At 68.4% G+C, this 12432-nt stretch carries 12 protein-coding genes and 2 pseudogenes; 5 read left to right on the forward strand and 9 right to left on the reverse strand.

Going from position 1 to position 12432, the window contains the following annotated elements; all coding sequences use genetic code 11:
- Positions 1–95 precede the first annotated feature (95 nt).
- The gene (locus tag AB0F68_RS06120) at positions 96–437 is read right to left on the reverse strand and encodes a four-helix bundle copper-binding protein (protein ID WP_357333262.1); all 342 of its coding nucleotides are present in this window, start codon (positions 435–437) and stop codon (positions 96–98) included.
- 305 nt (positions 438–742) lie between these two features.
- On the opposite strand from AB0F68_RS06120, the gene AB0F68_RS06125 reads away from it, so the two are divergent.
- The gene (locus tag AB0F68_RS06125; RefSeq protein WP_357333263.1) at positions 743–898 is read left to right on the forward strand and encodes a hypothetical protein; all 156 of its coding nucleotides are present in this window, start codon (positions 743–745) and stop codon (positions 896–898) included.
- Between the two features lie 148 nt (positions 899–1046).
- Positions 1047–1991, forward strand: a complete 945-nt coding sequence (locus AB0F68_RS06130) for an endonuclease/exonuclease/phosphatase family protein (protein ID WP_357333264.1) — start codon at positions 1047–1049, stop codon at positions 1989–1991.
- Between the two features lie 133 nt (positions 1992–2124).
- Here AB0F68_RS06130 and AB0F68_RS06135 read toward each other — a convergent pair whose 3' ends face one another.
- The 4 genes from AB0F68_RS06135 to AB0F68_RS06150 all read right to left on the reverse strand — a co-directional run bounded on the left by AB0F68_RS06135 (position 2125) and on the right by AB0F68_RS06150 (position 4737).
- A complete protein-coding gene (locus AB0F68_RS06135) occupies positions 2125–2508 on the reverse strand; it encodes a hypothetical protein (RefSeq protein ID WP_357333265.1) in 384 nt (127 codons plus the stop codon).
- Positions 2509–2669: 161 nt separating this feature from the next.
- The gene (locus tag AB0F68_RS06140) at positions 2670–2972 is read right to left on the reverse strand and encodes a hypothetical protein (RefSeq protein WP_357333266.1); all 303 of its coding nucleotides are present in this window, start codon (positions 2970–2972) and stop codon (positions 2670–2672) included.
- 617 nt (positions 2973–3589) lie between these two features.
- Complete coding sequence (locus AB0F68_RS06145; protein ID WP_357333267.1) at positions 3590–3997, reverse strand: hypothetical protein; 408 nt, start codon at positions 3995–3997, stop codon at positions 3590–3592.
- Between the two features lie 266 nt (positions 3998–4263).
- On the reverse strand, positions 4264–4737 hold the full coding sequence (locus tag AB0F68_RS06150) for a hypothetical protein (RefSeq protein WP_357333268.1): 474 nt from the start codon (positions 4735–4737) through the stop codon (positions 4264–4266).
- A 318-nt stretch (positions 4738–5055) separates the two neighbouring features.
- Here AB0F68_RS06150 and AB0F68_RS06155 point away from each other — a divergent pair, with 318 nt between their 5' ends.
- A complete protein-coding gene (locus tag AB0F68_RS06155) occupies positions 5056–5544 on the forward strand; it encodes a hypothetical protein (RefSeq protein WP_357333269.1) in 489 nt (162 codons plus the stop codon).
- A gap of 652 nt (positions 5545–6196) precedes the next feature.
- Here AB0F68_RS06155 and AB0F68_RS06160 read toward each other — a convergent pair.
- The 3 genes and pseudogenes from AB0F68_RS06160 to AB0F68_RS06170 form a co-directional block, all read right to left on the reverse strand.
- On the reverse strand, positions 6197–6706 hold the full coding sequence (locus AB0F68_RS06160; RefSeq protein ID WP_357333270.1) for a hypothetical protein: 510 nt from the start codon (positions 6704–6706) through the stop codon (positions 6197–6199).
- 92 nt (positions 6707–6798) lie between these two features.
- Positions 6799–6979: pseudogene (locus AB0F68_RS06165) on the reverse strand (IS110 family transposase); the annotation flags it as partial.
- A gap of 321 nt (positions 6980–7300) precedes the next feature.
- Complete coding sequence (locus tag AB0F68_RS06170) at positions 7301–7678, reverse strand: hypothetical protein (protein WP_357333271.1); 378 nt, start codon at positions 7676–7678, stop codon at positions 7301–7303.
- A gap of 368 nt (positions 7679–8046) precedes the next feature.
- Between AB0F68_RS06170 and AB0F68_RS06175 the strand changes: the two genes are divergently transcribed.
- Positions 8047–8289, forward strand: coding sequence for a hypothetical protein (locus AB0F68_RS06175; RefSeq protein ID WP_357333272.1), 243 nt, complete (start codon positions 8047–8049; stop codon positions 8287–8289).
- A 28-nt stretch (positions 8290–8317) separates the two neighbouring features.
- Here the strand turns inward: AB0F68_RS06175 and AB0F68_RS06180 are convergent, their stop codons facing one another.
- Positions 8318–12061: a S8 family serine peptidase gene (locus AB0F68_RS06180; RefSeq protein ID WP_357333273.1), complete on the reverse strand. Its 3744-nt coding sequence runs from the start codon at positions 12059–12061 to the stop codon at positions 8318–8320.
- Between the two features lie 213 nt (positions 12062–12274).
- Here AB0F68_RS06180 and AB0F68_RS06185 point away from each other — a divergent pair.
- Positions 12275–12397: pseudogene (locus AB0F68_RS06185) on the forward strand (SDR family NAD(P)-dependent oxidoreductase); the annotation flags it as partial.
- Positions 12398–12432: the final 35 nt, after the last annotated feature.

Raw genomic sequence — 12432 nt, forward strand, 5'->3', positions numbered from 1 at the left:
CTGCCTCCACCGTCGGCCTTTCCGGCACCGCTGCGCTCGGTCATTCCGATAGGGCGCCTTCGGCTGCCGGTTTCCGGTCAAACTTGCGGAACGACTCAGACGGCGACGGCGGCCATCTGGGTGCACGAGTCGGCGCACCGGCGGCACTGCTCGGCGCACCGCATCATCTGTTCATCTGCGCCGAACTGCGCGCAGTCGACAGCGCACGCCTGGCAGATCTGGGCACAGATACGCGATATCTCCGCATTGAACCGCGACCCCCGCCCCATGAACGCCGCCACCGTACGACAGATCTCCGCGCAGTCCACCATCAGCTTGATGTGCTCGGTCTCAACGTGCCGGCCACCTTGATGCAGGCAGTAGGTCAACGTCTCGTCACAGATCCTCGAACAGTCCAACGCGTCAGTGATCGCGCGCGCCATCACGTCCTTGGCCATGCCTTGCGCCGACATCTCGACCCTCGACCTCCTCGCACACGTGTCGCGAACGGCCCCGGGTACCCGGCCTCCGGTTGGCTAATCGGGATGGCCGTCATCGTTGGTCCGGCGTTGACGTTGAGGAACAGTCCGAGGTCGGTGAGTTGAATCGGAACATCAAGCCGCAGTCACGCCCGCAGCGGAAAGGAGGCACAACGGCTGCATGCTCGGAGCTTCGTTCGTGCCAGCGCTCGTCCGTGTGCTGGCGTCCGGCGGCGTTGCTGCCATCAGCCGTTCCGCCGGCCGACCCCGTCGGGGCCGCGTACATGCTCTGGCTGGCCAAGCACGGCGGCGAGTACGGGCTGTGCCAGATCTGGCGCGACGAGGCCGGGCGCTACGAATTGCGCCCGGAAGCGATCGACGACAGCTGCTGTCCGAAAATGTATGTCGAACCCATCCAGCCCGAGGATGCAGCGCGGTGAGCGAGGACAGACGATGACGCAGGTGGAGACGGCGGGAACCGAAGGGGGCGGCGCTGGCCAGCGGGATACCGGCGCCGGGACCTGGCGCACGCGCATCCGCCGGGCGATACGCGCAGCTTCTCGGCCGGGCCCCTGGAAGCGCGGCCGAGTGCTCGCGGCGCTGGCGCTGCTGCTCGGGCTGCTCATGCTGCTGCACGCCAAGATCCCGAACCGGATCGGGAACCTCGGCAGCTTGGTGGAGACTTTCCTGCCGTGGTTCGGTCTGTTCATCCCCGTACTGCTGATCGGGGCGCTGTGGCGCCGCTCCGCCTCCGCGGTGGCCGCGCTGCTGCTGCCGGTCATAGTGTGGCTGAACCTCTTCGGCGGGCTGCTCGGGGACAAGTCCCGCCCGGGCAGCGACCTCACCGTCGCCGAGCACAACGTCCGCGCCGCCAATCCCGACCCAGCCGGCACCGCCCGCGACCTGGCCGCCTCCGGGGCGGACGTGCTGGCCCTGGTGGAGGTGACCGAGCAGGCCCGGGGCACGTATGAGAACGAGCTGGCGAAGGCGTATCCCTACCACACGGTGCAGGGCACGGTCGGGCTGTGGAGCAAGCTGCCGCTGTCGGACTCCCAGCCGGTCGACACCAAGATGGACTACGGGCCGCTGGCGGCCACCAAGCCGGCGGACGTCAAGATGGCCTACACCCGGGCGTTGCGCACCACGGTGACCACGGACCAGGGTCCGCTGGCGGTGTATGTGGCCCACCTGGGTTCCGCACGGGTGAATCCCAGGGCGGGCTTCTGGACGACCCACCGGGACAGAAACGCGCAGGCGCTCGGCGAGGCCATCGCCGCCGAGCAGAACGAGCGGGTGGTGCTGCTCGGCGACCTGAACGGCAGCATGGACGACCGGGCGTTCGCCAGCATCACCTCGCAGCTGAGTTCGGCCCAGGACGCGGCCGGGGATGGCTTCGGCTTCACCTGGCCGGCAAAGTTCCCGGTGGTGCGGATCGACCAGATCCTGGTCAGAGGGGTGAAGGCGGAGAGCTCCTGGGTGCTGCCGGCTACCGGCAGCGACCACCTGCCGGTGGCGGCCCGGATCACGCCTTGATCACGGCAAGCCCGTGCGAGCGCGTACCGCCACCGTTGATGTCAACCGCTGATGTCAAGCCGACTCTCACTCGATCGATGGCCCGCCGTTTGGTCATTCGTTCGCCGAGCCCGGCTGGCCGTCTCTGATGCCGCTACCAGATGATGATGCCGCCGTGTACCGCCCTGGCGCGGTCCACAGCGCGCCGGACGTTAGTCAGGTAATGGAGGATGCGATCCGCGTCGTATCCAGTCGCGGCGGATAGTTGCTCGACGTTCTCTGCCAGGAATATGCACTCCTGCTCGAAGGCGTCAAGCTGACCTGGCGGGACCTGGAGACTCCCACGGTTCTCAACCGTGATGTCAGCAAGTTGCGGCAGGAACGTCGCGCCGAGACGCCGAGCGGCTGCGGAGCCCCACAGCTTATAACGAAAGCTTTCAGTTCCTACCGCGGTGCTGGTGCCCGGCGGATCCACCACAACGTCCCTACCGGCGTAGGCGTCGTCGTCGGGTATCCACACCGAGATATCGAGGCTCATCCCACTCCCGCCCTGTCTCGAAGCACGGCTACTTTAAGCGATGACCAAATGCACTTGCTGCCTTCTCGCTGCCTCCGGACAACGACTGACGCCTGGTCCCTGGTGGAACGGGAGTTGGGGCCGCGTGGCCGGGCGCGGCTAGCCGGCGGCAGGCTCACTAATCAGCTCAGGCAGTGCACCCACACCACGGCTTTGGCCGGCCAGCTGCCAGTCCCGTGTAGGTCGATGATGCCGAGCTCCACACGCTGCCCGTGCGAGTCAGTCGCCAGACAGGTCGGGCGGGTGCCCTGATAGTCGGCGCCGGAGGCGTCCGTCCATGGCACCTCCCCCAGCAGCACCATGCCCTCGCCCTCGCGGCGACCGTTGTCGGCCGAGAAGCCGATTGCCGTGCCGTCCACGTTGACCCCGGTTACCACACCCCGCACAATCGCCGGCCGACCACGGTCGCCGACGGTCTGCCACATCACCGCCCCGCCGCGGCGACGACGGCAAGCAGGAGCACCGCCGCCCACACCGGGATGCGCATGGGTCTGGCCAGGACGGACGACAAATTGCCCACGACAGGGGTCACCGCCGCACTCTACGTTGGTCAGCGGCAGGCGTCCGCCCAGACGTGCACACCGCACCACGGCGTCAAGCCGGCTTGAACACACCCGCCAGCCTCCGGCGGCTACTACTGCCAACTGACCAAGCCGATTGACTTCGCTATCGTTCGCGCTTTACCACTAAGCGACAAGGTGCACCTCGTGGAGTATGCGGCTACATCTGGTGCGAGCACTGCTGGGCTGAAATCTACGGCGGCGGATACGAGCGGCCCGAGGTTAGCTGACCCACGCATTACGAGTCGGCCGCCAGTTGCTGCTTGAACCCTTGGCCTTCGTGTTGGTTGGCGTCCGAGTCCGCGATCGTTTACTGCTGCTCGCCGGTTCGGCTGCTCGCTTGGCTGCTCGGCTGAGTACTGATGCGAAGGTCGCAACGTCCGCTCGGGTCCAACGGGTTCGGCTCAGAGCCGACAGCGGCCCTCCTCGTCTGGCCTCTGCCGCCGCCGTTGATGTCAGCCACGGATGTCAAGCCGGGTCCCTCAGGTCCCCGAAAACGGTCCCGGGCCTCCCGGATGGCTGCCGGCCCAACCGATGCCCCCGGGAGGTTGCTTCCACTCGGAGGCACGCCTCTTCGACAGGCCAGGCCATCGTTTACGTGCGGCCTGCCGACTGGCGCCTACCGCTGCGCCAAGCTCGGGATAGCCGGCACCGTGCTGCACCGCTTCCTCGGCATTGGCGGACACGAGGTCCGCGAGAAGGCGCCGCATGTGCTCACCTGCCGCCATCCGTGCAAGGTGAGTCCGCATCCTCTCCGCCGAGCTTGGCTCCTGGGCAGCGCTGCCCTGGGCATCCACATCAAAGTTGTGTAGCCGCTGCGCCCAGTCATCGGCAACAGCACCCAGTTCCCGCCGTAGTTCCTGTCGCTCGTCCGACGTCAGCTCGCGCATGATCGGCTCCCTCATCAATGGACTCCGACTCCAGCGTCCGCTCGACAACCAGCGTTGTCAAGCGTCGTGGGCATGTGTGGTGGCGAGGGGTGAGGACGTTGTCGCCTCGGCGTCCCGTGAGGCTCTCGCCTCGAGAGTGACCCGCGCATTACGAGTCGACTGCCCGGCGCTGGTCCACCGCCTGGTCCTCGCGCCCGCCTGGCGCCCTGGTCCGCCATCATCCGCCGACGCTCGCTGGCTTGGCTGCTCGTTTGGCTGCTCGGCCTTCAGCAGCCTCGGCCTTTGGAGTCGGTGAGGGGGTCCACAGCACAGGAGTCAGGGAGAGGTTCGGTCCTGTCCGCCGCCAATCTTTCTGCCCGGTGGTACAGGTCATCAGCGATGTTGTCCCAGTCGGGGCCGAAGGCGTGGAGATCACTGGCCGCCACACGCAGCAGCTCGACATCCTCCGGCCGTTGGAGGCAGGCCAGCCGGAACGCGAGATTCCGCGCCCAGACCGGGAGCCCTATCCAGTCCTCCTCTAGCATCACCTTCAGTATCCCCACTATCTCGTCGGCCGATGCGAAGGTCACCACCTCGACAAATGCGCTGGCGACCCTGGCGCTATGCCGGTGGGTAAGCAACCTGGCCAACTCAAGCAGCGACATGCACTCCGGCGCGAAGGGCTCTGCGTCAGCAGGCTCCCGGGAACGGTTCCTGGTAGCCCTATCAAGCAACGCCCGGAGCCAACCCGTCGTCTTCACAAGTCAGAACCTAACCGCTCCCCACCTGACGACCCGATCACGGCACAGACGCCTAAACGATGGTCTGACGTAGGTGACTTGAAGCAGAACTAAGGGCCGCTAGCTCACGACCAGCGGGATCGGCCCTCGACGCCTGCTCATGCGGCGTCAAGGGCTGCCATGGTTCAGCACTGGTTGACGACGTTTGACGGTGCCTTGTGCCCCGCTTGCGCTCCAGACCCTTCGTCGAGGGCTGCCCGCCCTTGCCCCCGTCCCCGAAGCTGCGATCCGTCGTTGACACCCTGGCCCGGCGATCCGCACACCGCCTAACTCTCCGCCATGGAGCAGCTGCGCGACCTTGCCATCCGGCTGGCGATGGACGAGCCGGTCGGCGATGACCTACCGATGGCCGCTGCTCACGCTCTGACCCGAGGCGTCGACTCTCCGAGCTTGCGTGAGCTCGCCGGTCTTTCGAAGGGCCAGTCGCGGGAAGCCGTCGACCTGTTCCGGCAGGCGATGGATGAGCTCGGCTGTCCGGTCCCGGCCATGAGCGGCGCCCGGCTACACCTCATGCGTGAGGCAGCGGCGAACCTCGTTGCTGGAAGGGGCGACCCCGAGGACCTGGCTCACCAGATTTACTGGCAAGCGTGCTACTCCGGAATGCCGGAGCTGCGAGCGGTGGGCGATCGCTTCTTAGAGCTGTACGCCGGATGGGGCGCAACGTATGACCAGGCGGAGGAAGCGGTAGCGGCCATGAAGGCAGCGGCCGCAAGCGTTCCTTCGCGGCAATCCAGCCTGAGCGCTGTCCGCGACGGCGACGCGGGTTGAGGTGCCCCGACTCCTTGACCCCCAGGCAACCAACAAGGCTTGCTGACCTGCTCCCCGAGGGCGTCTAGCTGCGACAACCATCCGCCAGAGTTCATGGATGTCCGCCGCTGCTCGTGCCCGTCGTCACCCAGCTAGCCACCCACCTATTCGGCACCCGAACCATCCCGATCTCCGGCTAGACGTCCGAGGAGGTACTGCGCTCCGCCATCTCCGGACCGCGCTCGCTGTCGCGGATCCACCAACCGGCCTTCCTCGTAGAGCAGCCGGTTCAACCGTCTGCGGGCATGCACATCACGTTGGGCGAGAGCCGCCAGCTCGACATGACGGCCGGCGCGAGCAAGCAGATCCATGTGCCATAGGTGTGCGTTATGCCGCTCGTGGTCGGTGCTGTAGCACCCCCAACAGCACCGACCACCGCGATTGCTCGGTCCCAGTCGCCCCGCTCCTCGGCGACGCGCGCAGTCTCAGACCAGTGAGGCACGGGCATCATCGTAGGTAGCGCTCACCCTCACCTTGGCAAGCGGATTGGTCCGCAGCGTGAGCAAGCCGCGCTGGCTGGTGAATGAGCACGGAGCGTTCAGACCGGGGCGCACCAATGCCCTTGCGCCGGTGTTGACCCTGCAACGGGCACGCATCGGGCACGACGACGGATCTAGCTCCGGCGACGCGAATAGAGGCAAACGTAGTTGAGGTAGCGAGGCGGTTCGCGTCGAGGCTTACGACCGGCGGACGTAGTACCTGGCCCAGGCTGGTAGAACAACCAGAGCTGGTCGTCGATCCACACGTTCCCGTTGCCGGGATGGTGCACCTTGTGACCGGCATCGCGCAGTGCTGTGACAACATCGTCCGCCGGCCACCCAAAAAGATCGACGTCATCGAAGGCCACGGCGACTGCTGCGGCTGAGCCTGCTGAGCGACCCACACCCACTGTTTCAAGGACGCCAGGCATCCCAGAGAACCCGAAAGTAACCGTCGCACCGCCGAAAGTAAGCGCCTTGGCTGACACTGGCGTCTCTGCTCGAACACGACACACGAACGCGTCCTGCACGTCGCCGGCGCTGATCAGCGCGGTGACCACATCGCCTTCCGCCGCACCGAACACAAGCTGGCACGCCGACACCGGCAGCCGCACGCCCGTCCCGGGCAGCAGGTGGATCTCCACGAAGGAAGGATCTCATTCGTGCCGTCGCTCCTGTGGCCTCAAACGCTGTCACAGCGACTCAAACTTGCCATCCGATACCCCTCCTATGGAGGTCAAGGGGCTAGGGCGGTGAGGTCGGCGCGTAGGGCGGTGTAGACGTCGCGGATGATGTAGCGCTTGAGGCAGCGGAGGATCTCCTGTTTGCTGAGGCCTTCGCTGATGCGTCGGGTAGGCGCGTGTTCGGTGGTCGTAGCGCAGGCGGCAGAGCGCGATGGTGTTCCTCGCCTTGTCACCTGGGCAAAAGTCGTCATCAGTCGTCGTTGTTGGTCGTCCACGATCGGCCTCCGACGGCCTGGTGACGGCCTGGACCTGGTCCTCGTCGACTCGCCCGGAGCTGGCGCGCCCCGGCCTTGTCTGACCCCTCGTTTGTTAGTTCTGGGCGCTCCGTCCGACAGAGTCCGTGTCCATGTCTGCGCCTCGGCCGGCTGGCTGGGATTACCGTCCGTCCCCGTGCCTGCTGATGCGCCGGCGTTCGGTGCGGTTGCTGTCAGTGTTGCTGTCGACAGCTTTCTCGCCGGCCTACGCCGTAGGCGGGGCCTGGGCTTGTGCCAGGTTCTACTTGAAGTAGTGCCACCCGCCGCCGTCCGTTACCCGGGTCTCGGAGTCGAACCCTACGTCGATGCGCTCAGCGTCCGGCCAACCCTCCCGGGAAAAACAAGCGACGACCGTCTCGCGCATGCGTCCGATCTCTGCCAGCAGGTCCGCGTCATACTCGCGGTCGGCGCGTTCCTTGCTCGGGAAGTACCAGGCGGGCAAACGGGACGGGGAACCGGCGAGTAAGACCCAGACGACGAGATGCTTACGGTCGATATCGACGGCTCCGTACCAGAACACGGACGAGAAGAGTCCGGTACTGCCATGAGCAAGCTCCCGCCGCGCTCGCTTCACAGCGCGGTTGCACTGCCTCTTCGGCGTCGGTGCGAGGAGAGACACAGCCACATCCTCGCAGAGGATCGAAACAGGGTACGGGCGTCAACAGCCGCCGACCTGGTCCGTCACGAGGTGTTTCGACGAGCTGGCGGCATCGTTGCGGTCAAGCCGACTGATACACGGTTTAGGAACGGTTTAGCGCCTGCTGAGCCATCTGCCGTCTCACCAGGGAGTACGCGGGAAGGCTTCCCAGCGACGCGCCTGATCGTTCCGCGCATGTTCCGGATCTTGCTGTTCCGCCGCACGCCGGCTCCGGCACATGTCATATCGTCGCCCTAGCCTGCCGCCGCACTGACAGTGGCGGCCACACCTCCCTGGCCAAAAGCGGCGTATCGGCGCAAGGGAGGGAAGGGTCCGGCGAGCGTGGGCGGGTGGGGCGAACATCGGAGTCGGCACAGGCGCGAGACGTCCTGCGCGGTGAGGAGGAGTCCCGGCAGGCCAACTTCCTGGAGTTGTTCTTCGACCTGGTGCTGGTTTTCGCCCTGATCGGCGTGGTCAGCCGGGTGGTGCCGGACCTGCTCTCCGACCGCCGGCCGCCTGACCACCGCCGGTTCGCGTGCCGATCTAGGGCAGATCGTTGCTGGATGATCTCTGATCACCACGATCTGCCCTAGATCGACTCGACGGAGGGGAGCGGAGCGGTTAGCGCACGCTGAAGGCGCGGATCACGGTCTGGTCGACCGAGTTGCCCGAGCGGTCCGTGGCGCTGGCGCGCAGCGACGCGTAGGCCGCGCCCTTCGGTGCCTGCAGGTGCGCGGTCCAGGCGCCACCCGGTGCACCGTCGAGCGTCTGCTTCTGCCAGTGCCGGCCGTCGTCGTACGACACCTCCAGCGTGACCGGCCCGATCCCGCCGCCGACGGCGCCGGGCAGGTGCCCGGCGGTGACGGTCAGGTCGCTCCGGCCCTTCGCTGTGCCGGCGGCGTCGGTGTCGACGGCGTAGTCGAGCTGGAGCAGCGGCAGCACGCTCGACTCCACTCCCGCGGCCGGCGCCGCCGACCGGAACCGCCACTGCGTCTGGGTGCTGGTGGAGTACCGACCGGCGGCCGGGTCCTGCGAGGTCTTGACGACCAGCCGGTACGGCAGGTCACCCGCGCCCGGCGCGGTGCCGCTGATCCACGTGCTGCTGCCCTGGCCGAGCAGCGTGTCCCCCTGGTAGAGCTCGTTGGTCTGCGTGGCCCCGTTCAGCGCCATGCCGACGTGGTCGTCGCCGCCCCAACCGGGCACGTCCAGGTTCAGGCTGTCACCCGACCGGGTGGGCAGCTTGAAGTTGTTGTTCAGGTGGGGCCGCTCGATCGGCTCGAAGAACTGCTCCGCGCCGCTGCTGCCGGCCCGGTAGTTGGTCCGCGTGTCGATCTGGTACGTGCCGGATTCCAGGTACGCCTCCTGACCCCACTGGTACAGGTCGCCGGTGGACACCCAGTCGGTGCGGACCGGCGCGAGCGGCCGGTTGCTGGTCCGGCCGATGCCCCAGTCCGAGTACGACGGCCAGTCGAAGCGGAACTCGCCACCCCGGGTCTGCGGGGTCGGGGTGGCGAAGCCCACGTCGATCCGGGCCAGCGTTTTCCTGCTCTCGGTCCGGGTCAGCTCACGCGGGATCCGGTTGTGGTAGCCCTGGGCCAGGTCGTACACGTAGTCGGCGACCGGCTGCGACGCCACCTCGAGCGTCGTCGACCCGCGGTGGATCCGCTGGATAAGCGCCTCGCCCTCGTCCGTGCTGAGCAGCGCCACCTCGATCGGGGTGGGGGTGAAGAAGTCGACCCCGTAGTTGCGTACCTGGCGCCATGGACGGTCGTTCACCACCAGCATCAGCTTCGCTCCGGCGGCGGTCGCCGCGGCGGCCTGCTCGGAGTCGCCGACCTCCCCGTTGTGCCGGACCACGACCACCTTGCCGCGGGCGTCGAGCGTGGCGTAGTCGCCCGCCGCACCGTTGCCGGCGTACACGGCCGGCAGCGTCCACCGGCCCTTCGGCAGCTGGGTGGTGCCCTCCTGGCGGACCACGTCGTCGAAGTCGACGGTCGTGGTGCCGACGCTGAGCACCGGCTGTTCCCGCCGCCAGCGGGCACCGACGTAGAAGTCGCCGTGCGTGACGTCGTGGCTGGTCGGCTGCGCCCAGAGGCTGTCGTAGAAGACGGCGCCCTCGATGAACGAGCGCCACCGGCCGTCACCCTCGGACCGGTAGTAGTCCAGCCGGGCGAACGTGTCGGAGGTCGGCTGCGGCACCAGCGACTGGACCTGCCGGGCCGCCGTGCCGTCCAGCCGCACGGTGGTGTCGGCGCGCAGGTCGATGTCCGGGTCGCCCAGCAGGGCCAGGCCCAGCGAGTTCGGCCCGTGGCTGCCGGTGACGTTGAGGAAGCTCATCGCCGAGTAGACGCCTTCGGGCAGGTTCAGCTGCAGCGTGCCGTCGGGGTCGGTGTTGACGAAGGCCGGCTCGTAGCTGCCCGGCTGACCCAGCTCGATCGTGCCAGCGGCCGGCCGACCGGCGCGGTCGGTCAGTTCCATCCGGAGCTGGTGATACGGGGTGAACGTGCCCACGCCGATCGCGGTGCGGGTCAGCACGACCCGGTCCGGGCCGGTCGCGACGACCTGCCCGGTGTACCGGCTGCCGGCGCTGGCCCGGGAGGTGTCCGTGGTCAGGGTGACGGCGGCGGTGCCGTGCGCGGGTACGGTCAGCCGCGCCGCGGACAGACCGAACAGCCCGGCCGGCGCGGACGCGGCGTCCACCGCCACGTTTAACGTGATCGGCTGCCCGGTCGTGTTGGTGTACGTCACCGGGTGCGTGGTGGCGGCCGCCTCCGCGGTCTCGTGGCGCACGGCGGTGTAGACGGTGCCGGTGGCGACGATCGGGGCGCGTACCGCCGCGGCGACGTCGACCCGGCCGGTGCCGGCCTGGTACGCGTCGTACTGCGGGGTGGCCCTGGTCGTGCTGACCAGGGCGTCCTTGAGCTGCTGGCCGGTCCAGTCCGGGTGCTTCGCAGCGAGCAGAGCGGCGGCGCCGGCCACGTGCGGCGCGGCCATCGAGGTGCCGTCATGCTTCTCGTATGCGCCCTCACCGGGCGCGTACTGCGAGCGGGCCGCCAGCACGCCGACGCCCGGCGCGGTCAGCTCCGGCTTGATCGCCTCGTCGCTGATCCGTGGCCCCTGGCTGGAGAAGTAGGCGAGCTGGTCGCCGGAGTCGACCGCACCGACGGTCAGCGCGGCGTCCGCGGCGCCCGGGGCGGTCACGGTGCCCGGCGCGCCGAGGTTGCCGGCGGAGACGACGAACAGGGCGCCGGTCTCCGCGCTGAGCGTGTTGACCGCCTGGCTGATCGGGTCGGTTCCGTCGGTCGGCTGGCTCGAGCCCAGGCTCATGTTGATGACCGTGGCGTCGGCGTCCCGGGCCGCCCACTCCATGCCGGCGAGGATCCAGGAGTCCAGCCCGTACCCGTCGTCGCTGAGCACCTTGCCGATGGCGAGCCGGGCGTCCGGGGCGACGCCCTTCTCGCGCCCATCGGAGGCGGCGCCGGTGCCGGCGATGGTGGACGCGACGTGGGTTCCGTGGCCGATCCGGTCGGCGAGGTCCGCACCGGGTACGAACACGGCCGACTCGGCGATCCGGTCGGCCAGGTCGGGGTGACCGGAGTCGATGCCGGTGTCCAGCACGCCGACGCGTACGCCCGCGCCGGTGTCGCCGCCGGCCCACACCTCGGGGGCGCCGATCTGCGCGGTGGTGTCGGCGAGGTCGGCGTGTACCCGCCCGTCGAGCCAGATCTTAGCGATCCCGCCGCCGAAGCGTCCGGTGCCGCCGGAGGCCCCCACGGTCGACTTCGCCGTGGCGGTGACAGCGGCCCAAAACTTGTCGGCCTGGTCGCGGTCTTCGTTCAGCGCGGCGCCCTTGATGCTGCTCAAGGTGCGGGTGCGGGTCGCCCCGGTCGGTACGGCGGCGCTCCGCAGCCCCGCCGCCGCGTCGGCGTACGAGACGATCAGCGGCAGGTGGTCCACGTGTGCGTCGTCGTACCCGTCGGCGATCAGTCCGGTGACATTGAACAGTCGCTTGTCCAGCGTGCCGGCGGCCAGGTAGGGGAGCACGGACTGCGGGTAGACGTACAGGTCGTTGCCGGCCTCCACCACCCGTACCTGGGTCGGGGCGCCGTCCGGGCGGCGGGCGTCGACGGTGCCGCCGTTCGCGTCGCGCCGGGTGGTGATCACGTCGCCGGTGATCAGCGTGACCGACCGGGTTCCGGGTGGGGTGGGCAGGTCGCTCGTCGGTGCGGCGGGGGCCGCGGCTGTCCGGCCGGGCTGAGCCGCCGGGTCGGGAGCGGCGGCCAGGGCTGGTGAGCCTCCGGTCGCCGCCAGAACCGCGGAGACCACGGCGGCGAGCCGGGCTCCACGGGGACGGGGGAACTTCACTTGTGTCGTCCTTGCCTCGTCTACTGCTCCAGTCGCCGCCTGAGGGGACGGCGCCGCCTCCGGATGCCACTGGCCGAAGTGGTTGTCACCGGGCAAGGGCATCGATCGGAGGACCGGACGAGACCGTACGCCGACAAGATCCTTTCGTATAGGAGAACTTCCTGAGCGCGGGCTGAGCTCCTTCGATCGAGCCCAAGTTACCGGGAGGTGATCATGTCGGAGGAGCCCCGCGTCGCCATCGTCACCGGAGCCGCGCGCGGCATCGGCGCGGCCACCGCCCGGCGGCTGGCCACCGACGGGATGGCCGTCGCCGTCGTCGACATCGAGGAGTCGGCGATCACTTTGGTTCCCACGGCGGCGAGCGGTCCGTC

The organism is Micromonospora sp. NPDC023966, from assembly GCF_040639095.1.
Taxonomy (GTDB): Bacteria; Actinomycetota; Actinomycetes; order Mycobacteriales; family Micromonosporaceae; genus Micromonospora.

Coding starts and splice junctions, on each gene's coding strand:
- AB0F68_RS06145 (WP_357333267.1), bottom strand. CDS start 3,997: ATGCGCGAGCTGACGTCGGACGAGCGACAGGAACTACGGCGGGAACTG.
- AB0F68_RS06135 (WP_357333265.1), bottom strand. CDS start 2,508: ATGAGCCTCGATATCTCGGTGTGGATACCCGACGACGACGCCTACGCC.
- AB0F68_RS06125 (WP_357333263.1), top strand. CDS start 743: ATGCTCTGGCTGGCCAAGCACGGCGGCGAGTACGGGCTGTGCCAGATC.
- AB0F68_RS06120 (WP_357333262.1), bottom strand. CDS start 437: ATGGCCAAGGACGTGATGGCGCGCGCGATCACTGACGCGTTGGACTGT.
- AB0F68_RS06155 (WP_357333269.1), top strand. CDS start 5,056: ATGGAGCAGCTGCGCGACCTTGCCATCCGGCTGGCGATGGACGAGCCG.
- AB0F68_RS06140 (WP_357333266.1), bottom strand. CDS start 2,972: ATGTGGCAGACCGTCGGCGACCGTGGTCGGCCGGCGATTGTGCGGGGT.